22 protein-coding genes are annotated in these 17,823 nt (G+C 38.2%); 4 read left to right on the top strand and 18 right to left on the bottom strand.

The window, feature by feature from the left end; translation table 11 throughout:
• Nucleotides 1–84: 84 nt before the first annotated feature.
• The 8 genes from P6709_RS06140 to P6709_RS06105 form a co-directional block, all read right to left on the bottom strand.
• Entirely contained in the window at nucleotides 85–375 is a 291-nt protein-coding gene (locus tag P6709_RS06140; protein WP_278240019.1) for a hypothetical protein, read from the bottom strand.
• A 77-nt stretch (nucleotides 376–452) separates the two neighbouring features.
• Nucleotides 453–1,016: a chloramphenicol phosphotransferase CPT family protein gene (locus P6709_RS06135; RefSeq protein ID WP_278240018.1), complete on the bottom strand. Its 564-nt coding sequence runs from the start codon at nucleotides 1,014–1,016 to the stop codon at nucleotides 453–455.
• A gap of 321 nt (nucleotides 1,017–1,337) precedes the next feature.
• On the bottom strand, nucleotides 1,338–1,742 hold the full coding sequence (locus P6709_RS06130; RefSeq protein WP_278240017.1) for a hypothetical protein: 405 nt from the start codon (nucleotides 1,740–1,742) through the stop codon (nucleotides 1,338–1,340).
• A 144-nt stretch (nucleotides 1,743–1,886) separates the two neighbouring features.
• A complete protein-coding gene (locus tag P6709_RS06125; protein ID WP_278240016.1) occupies nucleotides 1,887–2,306 on the bottom strand; it encodes an NUDIX hydrolase in 420 nt (139 codons plus the stop codon).
• 32 nt (nucleotides 2,307–2,338) lie between these two features.
• Nucleotides 2,339–2,911: a GNAT family N-acetyltransferase gene (locus P6709_RS06120; protein WP_278240015.1), complete on the bottom strand. Its 573-nt coding sequence runs from the start codon at nucleotides 2,909–2,911 to the stop codon at nucleotides 2,339–2,341.
• A 46-nt stretch (nucleotides 2,912–2,957) separates the two neighbouring features.
• Complete coding sequence (locus P6709_RS06115) at nucleotides 2,958–3,089, bottom strand: hypothetical protein (protein ID WP_278240014.1); 132 nt, start codon at nucleotides 3,087–3,089, stop codon at nucleotides 2,958–2,960.
• 292 nt (nucleotides 3,090–3,381) lie between these two features.
• A complete protein-coding gene (locus tag P6709_RS06110) occupies nucleotides 3,382–3,621 on the bottom strand; it encodes a hypothetical protein (RefSeq protein ID WP_278240013.1) in 240 nt (79 codons plus the stop codon).
• A gap of 155 nt (nucleotides 3,622–3,776) precedes the next feature.
• Nucleotides 3,777–5,285: a cryptochrome/deoxyribodipyrimidine photo-lyase family protein gene (locus P6709_RS06105; RefSeq protein ID WP_278240012.1), complete on the bottom strand. Its 1,509-nt coding sequence runs from the start codon at nucleotides 5,283–5,285 to the stop codon at nucleotides 3,777–3,779.
• A gap of 312 nt (nucleotides 5,286–5,597) precedes the next feature.
• Between P6709_RS06105 and P6709_RS06100 the strand changes: the two genes are divergently transcribed.
• A complete protein-coding gene (locus P6709_RS06100; protein WP_278240011.1) occupies nucleotides 5,598–6,593 on the top strand; it encodes a Gfo/Idh/MocA family protein in 996 nt (331 codons plus the stop codon).
• Between the two features lie 111 nt (nucleotides 6,594–6,704).
• Here P6709_RS06100 and P6709_RS06095 read toward each other — a convergent pair whose 3' ends face one another.
• From P6709_RS06095 to P6709_RS06055, 9 genes are all read right to left on the bottom strand, one after another.
• A complete protein-coding gene (locus P6709_RS06095; protein WP_278240010.1) occupies nucleotides 6,705–7,271 on the bottom strand; it encodes a DUF2812 domain-containing protein in 567 nt (188 codons plus the stop codon).
• A gap of 1 nt (nucleotide 7,272) precedes the next feature.
• A complete protein-coding gene (locus P6709_RS06090) occupies nucleotides 7,273–7,575 on the bottom strand; it encodes a PadR family transcriptional regulator (RefSeq protein WP_278240009.1) in 303 nt (100 codons plus the stop codon).
• A gap of 187 nt (nucleotides 7,576–7,762) precedes the next feature.
• Nucleotides 7,763–8,704, bottom strand: a complete 942-nt coding sequence (locus P6709_RS06085; protein WP_278240008.1) for a phosphotransferase enzyme family protein — start codon at nucleotides 8,702–8,704, stop codon at nucleotides 7,763–7,765.
• 57 nt (nucleotides 8,705–8,761) lie between these two features.
• The gene (locus tag P6709_RS06080; RefSeq protein WP_278240007.1) at nucleotides 8,762–8,920 is read right to left on the bottom strand and encodes a hypothetical protein; all 159 of its coding nucleotides are present in this window, start codon (nucleotides 8,918–8,920) and stop codon (nucleotides 8,762–8,764) included.
• 345 nt (nucleotides 8,921–9,265) lie between these two features.
• Nucleotides 9,266–10,705: a BclA C-terminal domain-containing protein gene (locus P6709_RS06075; RefSeq protein WP_278240006.1), complete on the bottom strand. Its 1,440-nt coding sequence runs from the start codon at nucleotides 10,703–10,705 to the stop codon at nucleotides 9,266–9,268.
• 459 nt (nucleotides 10,706–11,164) lie between these two features.
• Nucleotides 11,165–11,431 (bottom strand): hypothetical protein, encoded by a 267-nt coding sequence (locus tag P6709_RS06070; RefSeq protein WP_278240005.1) that lies wholly within the window; start codon nucleotides 11,429–11,431, stop codon nucleotides 11,165–11,167.
• 93 nt (nucleotides 11,432–11,524) lie between these two features.
• A complete protein-coding gene (locus tag P6709_RS06065; protein WP_278240004.1) occupies nucleotides 11,525–11,848 on the bottom strand; it encodes a GNAT family N-acetyltransferase in 324 nt (107 codons plus the stop codon).
• Between the two features lie 598 nt (nucleotides 11,849–12,446).
• Complete coding sequence (locus tag P6709_RS06060; protein WP_278240003.1) at nucleotides 12,447–13,079, bottom strand: hypothetical protein; 633 nt, start codon at nucleotides 13,077–13,079, stop codon at nucleotides 12,447–12,449.
• A gap of 510 nt (nucleotides 13,080–13,589) precedes the next feature.
• Nucleotides 13,590–14,330, bottom strand: a complete 741-nt coding sequence (locus P6709_RS06055; protein ID WP_278240002.1) for a MerR family transcriptional regulator — start codon at nucleotides 14,328–14,330, stop codon at nucleotides 13,590–13,592.
• Between the two features lie 196 nt (nucleotides 14,331–14,526).
• Between P6709_RS06055 and P6709_RS06050 the strand changes: the two genes are divergently transcribed.
• Genes P6709_RS06050 through P6709_RS06040 form a run of 3 tightly spaced genes read left to right on the top strand, consistent with a single transcriptional unit; the run spans nucleotide 14,527 to nucleotide 17,127 of the window.
• A complete protein-coding gene (locus P6709_RS06050) occupies nucleotides 14,527–15,504 on the top strand; it encodes an ABC transporter ATP-binding protein (protein WP_278240001.1) in 978 nt (325 codons plus the stop codon).
• Nucleotides 15,505–15,508: 4 nt separating this feature from the next.
• Nucleotides 15,509–16,321 (top strand): ABC transporter permease, encoded by an 813-nt coding sequence (locus tag P6709_RS06045; protein WP_278240000.1) that lies wholly within the window; start codon nucleotides 15,509–15,511, stop codon nucleotides 16,319–16,321.
• Between the two features lie 2 nt (nucleotides 16,322–16,323).
• On the top strand, nucleotides 16,324–17,127 hold the full coding sequence (locus P6709_RS06040) for an ABC transporter permease (RefSeq protein ID WP_278239999.1): 804 nt from the start codon (nucleotides 16,324–16,326) through the stop codon (nucleotides 17,125–17,127).
• Nucleotides 17,128–17,290: 163 nt separating this feature from the next.
• On the opposite strand, the gene P6709_RS06035 is transcribed toward P6709_RS06040, so the two are convergent.
• Nucleotides 17,291–17,734: a MarR family winged helix-turn-helix transcriptional regulator gene (locus P6709_RS06035; RefSeq protein ID WP_278239998.1), complete on the bottom strand. Its 444-nt coding sequence runs from the start codon at nucleotides 17,732–17,734 to the stop codon at nucleotides 17,291–17,293.
• Nucleotides 17,735–17,823: the final 89 nt, after the last annotated feature.

Below are 17,823 nucleotides of genomic sequence, written 5' to 3'. Positions count from 1 at the left end.
ATCGGAATTTTCTTTTCCACGCTATCTATCATTTTTCTATCAAATAAATGACGTATAAGGGAAAAGAAATAATCAGGTTAACCGTTAACTAAATACTAGATAAAAATACACAAATAGATACACCAAGAAAATTCCTGTTATGAGTTTGTCAGTGGGACGATAGCGCTTTATAAGTTTTTCTGCAAGCGCCGCACCAAGGAATAATAGCGCTGCGGCGGGTAAAAAAACGATCATTTTAAACCATTCAGGCTCTTTCAATTCATCAGTATAAGACAATAGTTTCATAGTCATGGAAATAAAGACAAATAAAATTAAGATTAGTTGGCATGTACTAATTCCCTTTACTTTTTTATCTTTCTCAACTGCTGTTTTCATCCTAGAAAACACCTGCCTTTCTCGGACTATGAAGTCTATGATTCTATCGGAAATTTATACTGGTGAGTATTCAATAATTAATTTATTCTATTCCATGTAGACTCGAATTTTTCAAGCGATTTTTTAAATCCTACTAATGGTGTAGTACTTTCCAATCGGTCCACTATCTCTTGTGCACATTCCATCATCGAGTTGATGCATGTATTAATTTCAACATCGTAAGATTCTTGCTGATGTACAAAATTCAGCTGAGAAATTGCTTGCCCAATCCGGCGGTCCTCTCTGTATTGTTCTCTACGTTTTAGTTCGTCGACAGGACAATGAACTCCCACAAGAAGGATTGGGTAATTATTAAGAGCACTGTAAAAATTTCGTAGTGTTATGGGGTTATGGAGAATCTGATCGAGTATTAAATTAATCCCTCGATCTGAGAACATTGCCACATTTCTATAATAAAAATATTCTGTTTCAACCGGTATTAGCCGTCCGTTATCTCTATCTTCCACCCTCTCAATGACCAAATCATAATCATCTACGCTAAAAGCAAAAAAGTCAGGAAGTAATCTCGTTATTTCCTTTGCTAACGTTGATTTTCCTGAACTTGATACACCATTTAGTACAATAATCATTCCCTTTTCCACGAAAACACACTCCAATAACCTCAGTTATAGAATTACATTCTCTAAATTTCAATGTTAAACGGTATATTTCCTGCTTGTGGAAGTAAGCTGACCAATTACTTTAACAAGGAAAAGTTCCTGCTTGTGGAAATAAGCATAAAATATTTGAAGATGAAATTATATTTTTTTCAAAATATCATCAACAAACTGTTTTTTATAGTGACTGATGGATTTGCGTTTAAATAATCTCTGAATGCAATATGTTCGTTCCACCATTTACCTTGATATTCGATAATGTGATGTTCAACCTCTCACTTGATAGAGTCTTCGTTTCCTTAGAATTTAATATTGTTTCTTAACATCATTATATATTTCTATTGCTTGTTCATAAACTTCGTTATCTGATTCGATTTGATAATGATTCATATCGTCGTTTAGCTGAAAGATCCCTTTATCATCTATCACTAAAATGCCTGATATTTGATCATTATGGATAAATGTTATCGTAATTGCCTTATCATAATTAATTTCTTGGCTTGTATGTCCAACAAATTCTATTTGATTATAGGCTTTCACAAGTGACTGAACCGTTTCTTTATCTACTTTCTCATAACCTTGATACAAACTTTGTCCAAACCCAATATCAAAGTAATCTGCTTTAATATGATCTACAGAGTTATTAGTGCATCCGCTTACACTTAAAAACATAATGAGCATGATAGATATAGATAATAATCCCCTCACCATTCACTCCCCCAGTTCACACTGCTGAAAATCTCGTAAGAATTTTGTAAACTATTCTGTATATTCCTTACCATATAAGCAGCTTGTTTTACTAGCTGAATTTGATTAACCTATTTACCTAGTCATTGAAAGTTAACTAGAAAAGATTCAGTTAAAAATGCAATCGAAATAATCTCCATGCCCCCTGATAAGTTCAACCTCATCCCCAGAGGAAATCCAGAAGAAACGAAATGTTAGTCCTTCTTCTTCTCCACCACCTGTTGGTTTAAAATCCCATTCATCCTCACCATTTGACACAGATAGTTTATAGAAAAACCGGTTATGTATGGCGCCATCATCGTTCTCCCATAGGTCTTCCCCAAGCAGCTTTTCAACTTGAACGTTTCTTAACCCTGTTTCTTCTTCGATTTCCCGTATCACAGCATGATGAGTGGACTCTCCCGCCTGAACAGTTCCCTTTGGTATTTGAATGCCTGCTTCAGGGATGGGGTGCTGAAAGACTAACACTTGTGTTTTGCCTTCTTTAACTCGTGTTACGTATCCATAGGCTTTTTTTATTGGGATCATTCGGTTTTTCTCCTCACACAAATAAATCAATATTATCTGGACGTTGCGTTTAGTAGAACATATTCTTTTTTGAGAATTCCGTAATGAACAAGGTCTATGTATTTATTTTCTTTGACGACATGTTCCTTCAGGACTCCTTCTTTTTTCATGCCGATTTTTTCAATCACCTTGCCTGAAGCAGGGTTCGAATCAAAGTATCGTGCAAATACTTTATGGTAGTTCTTCTCCATAAAAGCGAATTCGAGCATTCCTTTAGCCGCTTCGGTAGCATAGCCGTGGCCCCAATATGCTTCCCCGACCCAGTAAGCCATTTCTCCATTTTTAAATGTATGATTGTTGGTTAAGGCAATCGCGCCAAGCAATGTTCCTGTAGCTTTATCTGTAATCGCTAATTCGTATGATTTGTTTTCATTAAATTGGTCAAGATGATGCTTCATCCAGGATAATGCGTCCTCTTGATCATATGGATAGGGCAGGTAGAGTGTATTGATATACAAGTTGTAGTTATTGCAAAGCTTCGCAACTTCCGGAGCATCTTTTTCGGTGAATAGACGAAGAAGCAGCCTGTTCGTTTCGATTGTTTTTTCTTTCTCTTTATAAATCATTCTTTTCCCCTTTCACTCCCATGTTCATGATAGTGTGATTTACTATTTAAAGAGTATTATTTTTTCGGTTCATCTCTTCAAGCAGGGCAATGATTCTCTTATTTTGATTGGATTGTTCTTTCATGTATCCGACTATTGTTCCGATCCCAATCACGATAAGCAGAATAAAAATCCACATATCCATTCTCCTTTGGTATAATAATGTGTTGCTCCTACCTTTTTACGCTTAGACGGATGATCTCATTAACGACATGTTCTATCGGAGCGGTGGCGTCAACGCTCATTCCTTCTTTTGGAATATCTTCTTTCGTTTCTTGCAATCGCAAGATAAGGTCACGCTCGGATTTCTTACTTCCCCACTCATTTTCCGGCCGCTGGTTCAGCCGGTGTATTAATGTTTTACGGTCTATCTCGAGGACAAACACCCCGTCAAATAAATCGATAAACTTCGAATAATTCCTGGAACCACCTCAGAAAAACGTAACGTCTTCATCGTGGCTTTCAGCTAACGCTTTTACTTTTTCTATATCCCAGATGTGGTGATCATGACCTTTGCCATAAAGGATTGGCTTCCCCGTTTCGGGATCACCTTGATAAGCTAATTCACGATCCCCATGAACGGCATGGTAACCCAGCAGCTGCAATTCATTGCAGACCGACGTTTTTCCAGTACATGAAATGCCTTCAATCAGATAATTCCTCATGCCCATCGTCAATTCCTCCATTTTTTACAACATTTACTATTTTATCTTAACTGTATTTTCTCTTGTATAAAAATAGCGTTAAACCAGCTTGGCTTAACGCTTTACTCCTGTCATTCACTTTTCCTTTGCTTATTAATAAACTCAAGTCCCTTTCAAGCATTTCATTCAAACAAATCCAACGACAGCTGTTCAGCACCTGATGAATCTTTTCCTTTTTTCTTGCCAGAAAATTCCCGGCTTCCATGCTTTTTCAATTGGTCCTCAGCAATTTCTTTTGCCTCTTTGGTTTGTTTGACCGACCAAAGTACACTTCGTGCATGCTGGTTTGCTTGTTGAATATCTACCATTGGTTCAGGATAGCCGTTCAGTTCCTGTCCACTTTCCCAGGGAGTGTGAATAAACTCATTTGAGACTCCCCGAAGTTCTGGAATATATTTTCTGATAAAAGCACCGGTTGGGTCATGATCGATTCCCTGCTTAATCGGATTATAGATTCTAATGGTGTTAAATCCTGTAGTGGCTGCCTGCATTTGAACCTGACTGTAGTGAATGCCAGGCTCGTAATCTAAAAAAAGGCCTGCTAGAGCGTCTGCCGGTTTACGCCAGTCCTGAAGCATGGTGTTACAAATAAAGGAGATCACCATCGCACGGGAACGAAAATTAATCCAGCCAATTTCATGCAGTGCCCGCATAGAAGCATCAATCATTGGAATGCCTGTTTGTCCTCGATACCAACGATCAAAGACCTCTCCATCCCATTTTTCACGAACCTCATCAAATGCTTTATTGATTGTTACATTAGTGATTTCCGGATCGTCCTCGATTCGCTGAATAAAGTGACAGTGCCAGTGAATGCGTGACATAAACATATTCAGGTGGTTTTTATGCTGTTCGTCCTCCAGCTTTGCCATCGTAGACTGTGTTTTCTGCACAATAAACCGAACCGATAAATTTCCCCATGCGATATAAGGGGAGAGCCTGCTGCAGGAAATGGATGAGCGCAGCGGTTTTGATATATGGAACTGATACTTCTTTGAGCGCTCCCGTAAAAAGCTTTTAAATACTTCCATCGATTCTCTTTCTCCGCCAACTTGTCCCGATGCAAGCAGCGGCCCGCTCACTTCAAGCTTGTTTAAAACGTCCAAATTTGTAGTGAGGGGTGCGGGTAATGCGGCTGGAGGAATGGTTGTGATGATGTCGGGGCTCGCCAGTACTTTTTCCTCCATGAAGGCTTTCCATTTCTCATGAAAATCATCTCTCGACTTTAACCGCCTGACCACACCATAATGCTGATATTCATTAAATGTGAGCTGACGTTCTTTCATCCATTTATGTACACGCAGATCCCGTTTAAATGTCAGAGGGGTCCCGTTTTCTTCGTGGGCGTGAAGAACAAAATCGCCGTATTCAGTGTGAATAGCATCTAAAATCTCTTCCATTTCCCCCACAGCAAATGCTAGAGATCCTCCTCTTTCCTTTAACTGATCCTGGAGATCGCTCAGACTTTCTTTTACAAACTGAAAATGCCGGGCAGAAAGCTCTGACTCCAGCCATATAGAAGGCTCGGCTATATACATCACCAGTATGGGCTGCCCTGACTTTAACGCTTCTGTCAGAGGCTTATGATCGTGTAATCGCAGATCTCGTTTTAAACATACTACCTCTAGCATAAGCCTTCACCTCCGCTCTTTTATTCTATCTATACCCATGGACGAGTTATATAAACGAACGTGTGTTCTTTTGGTGGAAGTGTCCATATTTTCCTATAAGCTGCTAAAACGAAACTCAATGCTGCTTTTATGAATGTGAGGCTAAGTCGATCAGTGCCATATTTTGGTTTTTACTGTAAGAAATACGGGTATATCAATAAGAATGTCTTAAAGGATAAAATTGTAAACGCTTTAAATTGATTGCAACTCGAATTTCACAAGAACCTTATGAACAGATAATTGGTTTTAACTATGTAGGGAAGGGATTTAATTATGAACTTAAACTGGGGAATTATTGGTACAGCAAAAATCGCTCGAAATTCTGTTATTCCAGCGATACAAGCTTCACAAAAAGGTACGGCATATGCCATTGCCAGCCGGAATTTAGAAAGTGCTCAAGAAGTGGCCAACGATTTGTGCATCCCTAAAGCTTATGGAAGTTATGAAGATTTACTGGCAGATCCCGTTATTGATGCTGTTTATGTGCCACTGCCTAATCACTTGCATAAAGAATGGTCAATTAAAGCCATGAAAGCAGGAAAGCATGTATTATGCGAAAAACCAATTGCTTTGAATGCTAAAGAAGCAAAAGTTATGAAAGAACACAGTGAGTATAATGAAGTAATGCTTGCGGAGGCATTAATGTACCTTTACCATCCGCGCTATCAAATGATAAAAAAGATAATTCAATCTGGTGAAATCGGTGATATTCGGTCGATCCATGGTTCTTTCACTGGCAATCACGCCAAAGATTATGAGAATATTCGTTATCAAAAAGATTGGGGTGGCGGAGCGCTTTATGATGTCGCAGTCTATCCAATTAGTGCCGCGAGATTAATTTTAGAGGATGAACCACGTGCTGTTACCGTCCATGCTTTTTTTTCTGAGCTTCATGATAATGTAGACATGATGGCATCCGGAATAGCAGAGTTCGATAATGGAATTGGTCTCACTTTTGATTGTGGAATGTGGGCAGCTTCCCGTAATCACTTAGAAATACTGGGAACAAAAGGAAGAATTGAAGTGCCATCGGCTTTTAAAGCTTATCAAAATGAACAAGATCATATTCTTATCGTTAAGGATGAGAAAATAAAGGAAGTTGTGGTGCCCTATCTAAATCAATACGCACTTCTGGTGGACACCATGGCGGAAAGTATCCATTCCGGCATTCCTCTTTACTATCCATTTACTGAATCAATCCAGAACATGAAAGTAATTGACGCATGTATTCAATCAGCAAACCAAACTAAACGAGTGGAAATAAATTAATCTGCTCGTATATATTCTAAATTCATTATACTAAATATTATATTTATCCCCTATACAAAAGACGCCTTCTAGTAAAGAAAGCGTCGTAAATACATCATTCTATTTTTCGCACTATTGTTCTTTTAGCATTGAATACTTTTGGTGCGCTTTATAGTAACTGCTCGCAAATAAAACAGCCATAAACGCGGGAAGCAGCTTTAAAAGGACGAATGGAGTTTCAAAGATAAAAGCTTTCCAAAATAATGAACCGTCCATACTCCAAAGTCCTTCATGGTATAGGCTGGAATCGCTGTAAAGCATAAAAGAATAAGCCAAACATAGCGCACCCAGCATAAAGGAATATGCCATTAATCGTCTATAATAGTTCCCCTTGGATTGGCGATCCGAAAAAATTTCGTTTTGCTCATTGTCTTCTTTTTGCCAATACCTTATACCGTTAAGCCCGGACCCTTTTAGATAAGTCCAGCCGAAATCTTCATACATTGCTTTGTATTCCTCAAGCTTGTTTTTCGGTAAATTATCCTGAAAATCAAGCCGCAAAACATATTTTTTGTCTGTTTTTTCGAAGGTGTATACGCCCAAGCTGCTGATATTTGTGCAGCGGTAGCCTTTTTGTAATTGCTCATTCAGCCATTTTTCTTCTTTTTCAATGTTAAAAAACACTTTAACTTTTTTCATTTTATTCACTTCCTTCATACAAGGATATGATGTGCAATAGCCTTTCCTGCTCCATTTTCAAAACGGCTTCTCCATCTGTCGTGATCTTATAGATTTTTCTCCTGCCTGAGTTACCAACCGATTCAATCCAGCCATGTTTATTCAGATTTTCAATCGCACCGTATAATGTGCCAGCCGCCAAAATAACGGTGCCCTTACTGATTTCTTCTATCTTCTGCATGGCGGCATAGCCATGGTGCGGCTCACGCAAAGCCAACAAAATATAATGCATGGTTTCAGACAACGGTAATAATTTGTGCCTCATATTCTCAACCTCTATTCAGTCCAACTATATAGTACAACTTAATAATAAGTTATTACAGTTCAACTGAATAGTCAACTTATTTCCAGAAAAATTTTTTTGTTCAATCTAAAAAAGTCGATTTCCCGTATGTTTGGAGAATCGACTCTTTGAGAAATAAAATAGATAAACATGAATCTTCCAAAAAAAGTTAAACAGGAAGGATGGAGTGATTGTTTTCAATCCTCATTCTAAAATGGTTCATGATTCTAATCTGTTCTTCCGTTCGTTTTTCTTTATCCCCGTACATGTGCATTAAGCTGTATTCAAACAGCTCTTTTAATTTAATAAATAAAGGAAGTTTATCCGCCATTTCCGGGGACAGTTCATGTTCCTCCCGGTATCCTTCGATGATGGCTTTCGTAATCTTTTGTCCATATTCAATTATATTTCCTCCGCCCGCAAACGAATACTCCATCGCACTATAAATCGGAACGGCCAAATCAAAAATATGATAATGCTTCTCACAATCCTGAAAATCCACCATGGTTAGATTCAAGTCTTGATCAACGAGTACATTCTCCAACCAAATATCGCCGTGTATCAACCCATAATTTGATTTATTCTTAGGAATTTTCTTTATCGTTGATACAACTTCCTCCGCAATGCCTCTAATAGCTGATTCCTCTTCAGGTATGTAGTTAAGAAAGTGATATTCCTCATTATCATGCCAATCATTGATATAGCGTATTTGATGAGCTTCTTCAAACTTTTTTGACAGACGATGCAATTTCCCAATTTGCCTGCCTAACTCTTTTAGTACATCTGCATTCCACTGTTCTCTTGGTAAATGAGCACCAGGCGCGGCTTTATAAAGGACGGTTAAGGTTTCATTTTGTTCAAGCGTTATCTTTTCTACAGCCTTCCCATTTAAAGAAGGTATTACTGGGGACACACCTAGTCCTTCTTTACATAAGAATTCCGTATACGCAACTTCTTCAACTTGTTCATCAAAGCTTTTATAATTTGTTATTCTGGCAAAATAAACCCCGTCTTCAGCAGCGCATCGAAACATCTGATCTGTTACGGATTCAACATGTAAGATTTCTACCGGATATACGTTGTTAAGTTGTTCACGTATTTTATGTTCCATATTGACCCCGCTTTCTAGCATTTAATGAAGGGTTATCCCTCAATTTCCTTAGTATATTCATTCCATATAAGTTCCTGACTTTTCCTCTAAATCTTTAATTCTTTTTTCTAATTCTTTTACTTTATTATTACTAGTAAATACTGTTGTAAAAGCAATAATACCGAAATTGAATCCAATTATTCCAAAAATAAATCCCATTAGTCCAAACGTTTCCACAATATCACCTACCTATTTTAAAATTTATCGCAATAATTTATGTAGTTCTCAACTATATAATTGTTCATGATGGTCTTAACTAAAGCATCATTAAGTACTCTAATCCATTAACCTATTACTTTATTTTAACATTAATTCCCTTTTCATGGTGGAAGAAAAAGCACTCCCAATAAAAGAATTGTACCTGTTGTTTCAATTATGTATGCACAATGAATTTTGTAAACCAAGCTATATATCCCCATCCGAATCTCAACAGGGATTTCAGGACAAAAATTCAATTTCAGTAAACAAAATTTAAAAAACGAAACCTTATTCTAATAAGGTTTCGCAAGCAGAGTAGAGAAATTAATCAAGTTTTTTTATTATCACAGAAGCGTTTACGTTAATTTGCGTACCGCCAGCTAATGTTTGTAAAGTTACTGCAGCAGCTGAAGTGTGGTTTCGGACGGTGAGAACATCTCCACTTCCAATCGTCAAGATCACTTGACCATTATTTTGCTGGGTACCTGCTCCTGAACCATAAACAGAGCCTGCCACTTCTATCCCATTTAGGAACAAAGCAAATTGGTTAGGTTCTACACCAGAAACTGAGAAGGTTACTTCATACGTTCCGGCCGTAACTATTATGATCGATGGTGATCCTGGAGCATGTGTAATTCCAGGTGTAATAACACCGTTTGTATCAAATGGAATATCTTCCTCCAAAGCAATTACGTCAGCACCTAAATTGTAAATATAAGCATATTCAGCTAGACCGCCTGTTCCGGTAGCACCTGTTGCGCCTGTGGCTCCTGTGGCTCCTGCTGGACCTGTTGCTCCCGTAGCTCCTGCAACACCCGTTGCGCCCGCTGGACCTGTTGCGCCTGTTGCACCTGCTGCTCCTGTGGCTCCTGCTGGACCTGTGGCTCCTGCTGCTCCCGTGGCTCCTGCTGGACCCGTTGCGCCTGTTGCTCCTGCTGCTCCCGTTACTCCTGCTGGGCCTGTTGCACCTGTTGCTCCCGCTGGACCTGTTGCGCCTGTTGCTCCCGCTGGACCTGTTGCGCCTGTTGCACCTGCTGCTCCTGTGGCTCCTGCTGGACCTGTTGAACCTGTTGCACCTGCTACTCCCGTGGCCCCTGCTGGACCTGTTGCGCCTGTTGCTCCTGTGGCCCCTGCTGGACCCGTTGCTCCTGTGGCTCCCGCTGGACCTGTAGCACCTGTTGCGCCTGCTGGACCTGTAGCACCTGTTGCGCCTGCTGGACCCGTTGCGCCTGTTGCGCCTGTGGCCCCTGCTGGACCCGTTGCGCCTGTTGCGCCTGCTGGACCTGTAGCACCTGTTGCGCCTGCTGGACCCGTTGCGCCCGTGGCTCCTGTTGCTCCCGTGGCTCCTGCTGGACCCGTTGCGCCCGTGGCTCCTGTTGCTCCCGTGGCTCCTGCTGGACCCGTTGCGCCCGTGGCTCCTGCTGGACCCGTTGCGCCCGTGGCTCCAGTTGGACCTGTTGGCCCGGCCATAGTAGGAATGTCGATTACATTTCTCAACTTATTGTCTAGCAATAATTCTTTTTTCATGGCCAATTCCAACATATCCTGAACACTTTCGTTTACTTCTAGAATTTCTTCTAGGGTAGCAGCATTAGTCAGTCCGGGAATAGTACCAAGAGAGTATTGTATTTTTTCTCCTTCTGCGTTGATAATATGGGCTAAACCGAGCTCTTCCATCGCAATTGATGCTAAAAGTAAATTAACAACTTCATCTCGTGTTAAGGATATGTTTGGTGAGATATTTGGGATATTTGGATTTGACATCTACTTTCTCCTTTCTATAAATATTGAACAAAAATGAAATACAAATAAGTCAAAATTGCTCTTATTTAGTGTATTCACGAAAGGGAAATGATGTATAAGGTAGGTGTCCTGACTGTTCACAAATACGCATAAAGATGAAAACCTCGGGGAGAAGTTCGCTAATGCAGTCAGCTTACTTAAATTATTTGAGCCTATCGATATTGCCTATTATATTATGATACTTATTGAACACAATGAGGTGATTTGAGGATGAAATAAATCGGGGCAAGGTCCTGTCAAGTGAGGCAGCACAGTATTATTTTCATTTAAACGAATGGATTACATTCAGTTAGCAGCGCCTAAAGACTACAATTGAATTCAAGTAAAATTTCAACTACTTTCTCTTTGACTTATTTTGCATAAATCATAAATAATATCTTACAATTTCATCAAAAAGTCTTTCCTGTATCGTAAATAAAATCAGATAAAATAAGCTATAGTAAACAATACAATATAAAATAGAAGAGGTAAAAAGCTAATCACCAATCCAATCTTTACAGTTTTTTTCATGAATGAAAGAATTGCCCCTATCAACCACACAAGTATGGGCATGAGCCAGATCGGATTGGGAAAAGGGTTATCCGTATAGTTTTCACCTATTCCTCCTGCTGCAAAAAAGGTAGAAAGAACAATTACAACAAAGCCAATTGCTGCATGGTGACAAATTCGATATAGTTGAAATCCCATTTTTAATCCCTGCTTTCCTTTGAGCTTCACCTAGCTCCTAGTTGATTAAATTGTTTATCCCTTTTTATATTTGTTTCTCTATATCCTAACTTTTCATATAAGTCCCGCGCCATTTTTGTTGTGACCAAAAACGTGAAGGCCTATACTTTTCATTCCGTTTTCCTGGGCAAAGGTTTCAATCTCTTCCATTGCCTTTTTACCGTAGCCTTCGCTTTGATGATCTTCCCAAATATTTATGTCATAGATAAATCCTTTGTCATATGATTTAATTGCCATCCAAATGACACCAACTTCCGTGTCTCTATCTCGAATAACGAATAGATTGTGATTTTTTGTATTGTGTCCTTCAGGCAGCAACTTTTCAAATTCTTTTTCTGCATTTCTTATTGCCTCTTGTGGCTCCCAATTTCCAGGCATCATCTGCTCGTCGCAAGATTCTTAATTGCAATGGCAAGATAATGCTGGAATTCGTCCTCATGCATTCTCTAGTCATTATTTTTCACTCCTCGCCAGATGAATTACCCGACAATCCCCCCTTCAGTTTAACATTAATTCCCTTTTCATTGGTTGCGAAAAACGTTTTTTAGATGAAGGAACGCATTAGTCTGTTTACCAAAACCCTTCATAAAACAGTGATTTGATATTCTACTTCACTGTTTTGTTACGATATACAATCATAGTTAGTAAATTTAATAGAAGCGTAACGATAAGAAGAACTGAACTTATTATTATCCAGGACTCTTCTAAAATATTTGAGAGTGCCTTATTCTGAACCAAATAATGACTATAGATTATCTGAAAATATAACGCTATCGCACAAGCACTGATACTCACAATGGACAGCGTACTCCAATTCTTATGGCTACTGTTTTTATCTCGCATAAGATTAACAACAGGTAATGTCCAAGCAACAAGACCCAGAACTAAACTACCAAGATTAAGCCAAGTCTCCATCATAATTAACCACCCTTTTAAAATTTAATAATTACCATCCATAACATTGCTGCAGGTTAACTCATAAAGATCGAGCTTTTACTATTTCATCAATCACTTCCATTCTATATGTATGACTAATTTCTTGATTCTCTTCAAGGTTGTATTCTTTTTCTAGTAAAGGATACAACTCCTCACTGATGACCCACTTTTCATAAATATGTCTGTCAAAGGTATAAAAAAAATCGTCTATGCTGTATCCCAATGAATCCGCGAGATAAAACTGTATTTCGATTTCATTCTCTTTCTCTTCTTTTACGGGCTGCAACGTCTCTTCTATAATCACTTGTAATCTTTCTTCATCTAACGTAACTTCATATCGCTCTAAAGCTACATCTTGCCATGTTTTTTCATATAGCTTTTTTAATTGACTTCGTTCATAGATTTCTTCCATATCCTTTATTTCTTCCCCAGTTGATTTAGAGATTAAAAAGGAACGAACAAACCAGTCTCTGTCTTCACCTTGGATCCCTAATGAAGCAGCTTCATGAATTGCTTGATCAATATGATCTTCTTCTACCTCTTCATCACCACCTAATTGAGTGATTTCAACTAATTTCCCCCTTAATTCTTTTAGCTCAGAAGTTTCAGGGTTATTGTTGCAGGCACTACACAACATTATGATTACACTAAAAATAAATAAGGAGTATTTCATATAAGCTATTCCTCCCGGCTTTAGGTTTGAGGTTACATAACCTGTAACCTTAGCTTAACATTAATTTCCTTTTTTCAGGAAAAGAAAAAGCACTCCTACTGAAGGAATGCACCTGTTAGTTGAATAATGTATACTCAATAATTTTGTTAACCGAATTATTGATCATTCTACACGTATGATAAATAGTTGAGCATGTCTATTGATTCTGCTTCGTATGTTGAACTTAGGAAATACTTTTATAAGAATGTATCATCAAATCAGAATCTTTCTATCTCCTTTCTGTTCCGGTAGATAAAAAAAAGTTATGTGATTCGGATCAATTTGCAGCCAACACTAGCTCGTTATCTGTTAATCGGTCTTTGATAATTACCAAGATCGTTTCTCGCTTAATCCAACAATTACTGAAGGCACCAATCCTTTTTTCTTTTCCTTATTTGTATCCCCCCTTGTAAGTTTTTTGAGGAAGAAACTAAAGAGTTTTTGTTTCTTTTTTATTTACAGTATGAGTATTTAAAATTCTTCCTCAAAGAAACGACTCTTCTCCAAAAAAATAACCAATTCATTGAAATGCCCTAACGCTTTAAGTCCTTTATTAATTTCTATTTTCATTTCAGCTATCCTGCTCTCCAGGACATAAAGTATATCTTGATAATTTTCATTGTCTAAATCCTGCAGTATTTCGCTGCATTGATTGAATGATAAGCCTGATAATCTCAATAATTTGATGATGAACAGTCTATTTAATAACTTTTTATTAAAGTATCTATAGTTATTTTCTTTTCTAATCGGTTCAAATAAATTTTTCTGTTCCCAAACTCGCAAAGTTGAAACGGGTATGTTCAACAGATCTGCAACCTCACCAATCGTCATAGTACTCTTTACATGGGCAACATTAAATTGGAAGTCTTCCAATTGGTTCTCAACTCCCTGATGCAATTGGTTAATAACTTTCTGACTCTGCTTATATTTTTCACCCAGATTCGCTTGTAATTCTATGGCTAATACCGTTGCCCTCTCTAGCTCCCCTTCAACTAATCTACTCATTATTTTAGCTACTTCAGTCCATGTAAAACCCTCCAGCATTCTTCTGGATTGAATAAAAAATTGATTGTGAACCTCTGTATATATTCGATAATTATTCTCTCTGTGTCTTTGAGCTGAAGGAATAAGTTTCCAACTTTCATATTTCCTTAAAAGATCTGAACTTAAGTTCAAGGGTCTTGTAATATCGATTCCCCTATATGTTTGCACTCTCATTACCACCTTTATTAATCATTGAATTAAAACATTAAAATCTCATTCCGGCATTTTCTTCTTAAACTCCCATATAGAAATAGTTCATCTCCAAAATACAGGAAAACCTTAGAACCTTGCATCAAAGTGCTACGATTAAAGTAGATCCATAAAAAAACACAATGTTCAGAACAATATAAGAAGGAGGACTTCTATGATCTATGTAGATGATGTAAAAAAAACGTATGTTGTTCCCGTAAGAGAATCCGGCATCAAGGGTGCTTTATCCAGCTTCATAAAACGTGATAAAAAGGAAATTGCAGCAGTAAAAACCATTTCATTTGAAATTTCCAAAGGAGAAATAGTCGGTTTTATCGGGTCCAACGGCGCAGGTAAAAGCACCACTTTAAAAATGCTAAGCGGCATTTTACATCCAAGTGATGGAGCGATTTCCGTGATGGGCCATACCCCTTATAAGAGAGCGCCAGAGTATTTAAAAAAAATTGCTTTAATAAGAGGAAGTAAGCCGTTATTTGCGCCAGCTGATCTGACAGCACTTGATGCTCTTCAAATGCAGCGCATCATTTATGATCTTGATTACAAGTCATTCACAAAGGATTTGAATCGAATTGTAGATTGGTTAGGAATAGAGCCTTATTATAAAAAGCCACTTCGTACATTATCACTTGGTGAACGGATGAGATGTGGCTTAGCTTGTTCAATTGTTTATAACCCTGAAGTTTTATTTCTAGATGAACCTACAATCGGGCTGGATATAAATGCACAATCCCGTATCCGTCACTTTTTAAATGAATACAACCGAGAAACAAATGCAACGATTATATTGACTTCTCACTACATGGAGGACGTCACGCAGCTTTGTGAACGAATTATGGTAATTGATCAAGGGAAATTGTTATTTGATGGAAATATTGACTATTTAATAGAGAGCTTAACACCCTACAAACTAATCGTTTTCACACCTGATCATGGCTCCACGCACATTCCCTGGGATCGATACGGCGTGGTAGAACATGAAATGAATGGAAGGATTACCATTCGAGTTGCGAATCATCAGGTCCCTGCTATTACAGGTCGTTTGCTTTCGGATTGTTCCATTCTTGGCCTCACCGTTGAGAACCCTCCATTCGAGAGTACGATTGAACAACTTTATAAAGCAGAGGTGGTATGAATTTATGAATAACGGTGATGTATTGACTTCACTTCGATTACTAAAAGGCTACACCGCTTGGAAAACGATGGATGTATTTAGTTGGCGATCTTTCATGTATCTCTTAGTTTTTTCACAGCTCATTACTCCACTGGTATCTCTACTCGTTTGGCAAGCTGTTACCGCCCAGGAACAAACGGTGTATGGATGGAGCTCTTCGGAATTCCTGGTTTATTATTTAGCCATTATCATGGTTCGCCAGTTAACAGTCTCCTATGAACATCATATGTTAGGCATGAACATATACACTGGAGAAGTGACAAGTCTTTTACTTAAACCACACCACCTCTTATATTCGGTAATAGGAGAGAATTTAGCTGTGAAGATTGTTTCCTATACCGTATCCATACCATTGATTATTGTGCTGTGGATGGGATTTACCCCAACCATTTTACCATCTTTTTCAAACGTTATGTTATTTGTCTTAACTGTTGTTAATGCTTCAATCCTTCGATTTTTATGGCTTTACTTGCTTACCTTAACCGCATTCTGGACAGAAAAAACTCAGTCTATTGTGAATGCTGGTGAAGTTGCGATTTTCTTTATTGGTGGAGAAGTCGCCCCTTTATTTTTGATCCACGGCTTTTTTGGCGACGCAGCATACTACCTTCCGTTCTATGGGATGATGGGGTTTCCGGCTGAAACATTAATCGGGATCAAAGGAATCTCCTTAAGCAGCGGATTACTCCTCCAATATGCGTGGATCTGTACCTTGGTATTACTGTGCTCATGGGTATACAAAAAAGGAATCAAACGATATTCTGCACTCGGAGGGTAATGATGAAAAAAATCGCATTGGTACATTTATTTTTTAAGACGTCTTTGATGACTCAGCTTCCTTATCGAATTAATTTTGTAACACAAGCTTTGTCCACACTGTTCTATTTCGGAAGTGGACTGATTGGACTTCGCATTATTTTTACTCACACTGATTCTCTCGCCGGCTGGACCTTTTATGAAATCGTTACATTATTAGGTGTGTATCAATTGATAGCTGGTATTCTTGCATTTTTTGTGATGGAGAATGTGGAAAATCTTCCGGATAAAATTGTGGACGGACACTTGGACGAAACGATTCTAATGCCTGAAAACACTCAATTCTTATCAAGTTTTGGCAGCTGTAATGTTTGGGCAATTACTGACATTCTACTGGGTATAGGCATTATGATAGGATCCATCTTTCTCAACCTGGATCAACTGACGCTAACGTCATTTCAATTCATAGTTCAGCTAATGCAATTTTTTGTTTTAATTGGCTGTTCCTTGTTGATTAGTTACTCAGTGCGTATGTGGATTGGCACGCTAGGCTTTTGGCTGGGGAGGACAGGAGGAGGCTTTATTCTTTTCACCAGCATCTGGGCAATGGGGAAATATCCTGTTGATATGTATCCTCCTTTTTTCAAATGGCTTCTCTATACGCTAGTGCCTGTCGGTGTGGTAGCGTCGATTCCAACTTACGTATTATTCAATGGCATGGGGATTTTGCCATTCATGGGACTTCTTTTTCTAACATTCATCATTTATCTATTTACAAATTCTCTTTGGAAGATGGGCATAAGAAAATATTCGAGTGCTGCATCTTGATTTGAATACGGAGTATTTAAAACGTACATCCTCAAGCTCTCCTTATAAAAGGATGCCGATGTTTAATTTTTCAATGCAGTAAAGTAACTCACATTGAACGTTTAAAAGAATATGACCAAAGTTAAGCTTATACGTCCAGCCCTATAGCGAACCGGAGTTATCCCTACCCCCTTTTTTGACCATCAATATTACTACTAATTGTCTTGAGGACTTTTTTTGTTATCATAATTTCTTCAGGTGTAAGACCTTGAAGATATTTTTCTTCTGCTGATGCAACTATGGGTATGAGGATCTCTTTCAATTCTCTCCCTTTATCGGTTAAAAAAATTAGAAAAGCTCTTCGGTCTTCCGGGTGTTCTTGACGGATGACCATCCCTTTCGTCTCTAATTTACCGATCATTCGAGTTAAAATAGTTTTGTCCTTAAACATTAACTCTGAAAGTTCTTTCTGGTTTATTCCGTCTTTTTTCCACAGCAAATTTAATAATCCCCATTGTTCAGGTGTTATTTCATATTCTGATAACAACACCAGCAAATAATTAAACAATTTCGTACCTGATTTATTCACGATATGACCGACTGTATCTGTTACATCAAAATGATCCATTTTATATTCTACTCCTAAGATGTTTTGAATGTAGTATACCATATTTTTAAAATTAGTTGCACACATCAACTATAAGTATGTATAATCAT

Origin of the sequence: Jeotgalibacillus sp. ET6 (genome assembly GCF_029667115.1) — a bacterium.
Taxonomy (GTDB): domain Bacteria; phylum Bacillota; class Bacilli; order Bacillales; family Jeotgalibacillaceae; genus Jeotgalibacillus.
This window is presented reverse-complemented; position numbering and strand designations above follow the sequence as displayed.

Coding starts and splice junctions, on each gene's coding strand:
- P6709_RS06045 (WP_278240000.1), top strand. CDS start 15,509: ATGAATAACGGTGATGTATTGACTTCACTTCGATTACTAAAAGGCTAC.
- P6709_RS06060 (WP_278240003.1), bottom strand. CDS start 13,079: ATGAAATACTCCTTATTTATTTTTAGTGTAATCATAATGTTGTGTAGT.
- P6709_RS06105 (WP_278240012.1), bottom strand. CDS start 5,285: ATGCTAGAGGTAGTATGTTTAAAACGAGATCTGCGATTACACGATCAT.
- P6709_RS06095 (WP_278240010.1), bottom strand. CDS start 7,271: ATGAAAAAAGTTAAAGTGTTTTTTAACATTGAAAAAGAAGAAAAATGG.
- P6709_RS06085 (WP_278240008.1), bottom strand. CDS start 8,704: ATGGAACATAAAATACGTGAACAACTTAACAACGTATATCCGGTAGAA.
- P6709_RS06100 (WP_278240011.1), top strand. CDS start 5,598: ATGAACTTAAACTGGGGAATTATTGGTACAGCAAAAATCGCTCGAAAT.
- P6709_RS06115 (WP_278240014.1), bottom strand. CDS start 3,089: ATGTGGATTTTTATTCTGCTTATCGTGATTGGGATCGGAACAATAGTC.
- P6709_RS06110 (WP_278240013.1), bottom strand. CDS start 3,621: ATGGGCATGAGGAATTATCTGATTGAAGGCATTTCATGTACTGGAAAA.
- P6709_RS06090 (WP_278240009.1), bottom strand. CDS start 7,575: ATGAGGCACAAATTATTACCGTTGTCTGAAACCATGCATTATATTTTG.
- P6709_RS06070 (WP_278240005.1), bottom strand. CDS start 11,431: ATGGGATTTCAACTATATCGAATTTGTCACCATGCAGCAATTGGCTTT.
- P6709_RS06125 (WP_278240016.1), bottom strand. CDS start 2,306: ATGATCCCAATAAAAAAAGCCTATGGATACGTAACACGAGTTAAAGAA.
- P6709_RS06065 (WP_278240004.1), bottom strand. CDS start 11,848: ATGCCTGGAAATTGGGAGCCACAAGAGGCAATAAGAAATGCAGAAAAA.
- P6709_RS06075 (WP_278240006.1), bottom strand. CDS start 10,705: ATGTCAAATCCAAATATCCCAAATATCTCACCAAACATATCCTTAACA.
- P6709_RS06130 (WP_278240017.1), bottom strand. CDS start 1,742: ATGGTGAGGGGATTATTATCTATATCTATCATGCTCATTATGTTTTTA.
- P6709_RS06035 (WP_278239998.1), bottom strand. CDS start 17,734: ATGGATCATTTTGATGTAACAGATACAGTCGGTCATATCGTGAATAAA.
- P6709_RS06120 (WP_278240015.1), bottom strand. CDS start 2,911: ATGATTTATAAAGAGAAAGAAAAAACAATCGAAACGAACAGGCTGCTT.
- P6709_RS06140 (WP_278240019.1), bottom strand. CDS start 375: ATGAAAACAGCAGTTGAGAAAGATAAAAAAGTAAAGGGAATTAGTACA.
- P6709_RS06050 (WP_278240001.1), top strand. CDS start 14,527: ATGATCTATGTAGATGATGTAAAAAAAACGTATGTTGTTCCCGTAAGA.
- P6709_RS06040 (WP_278239999.1), top strand. CDS start 16,324: ATGAAAAAAATCGCATTGGTACATTTATTTTTTAAGACGTCTTTGATG.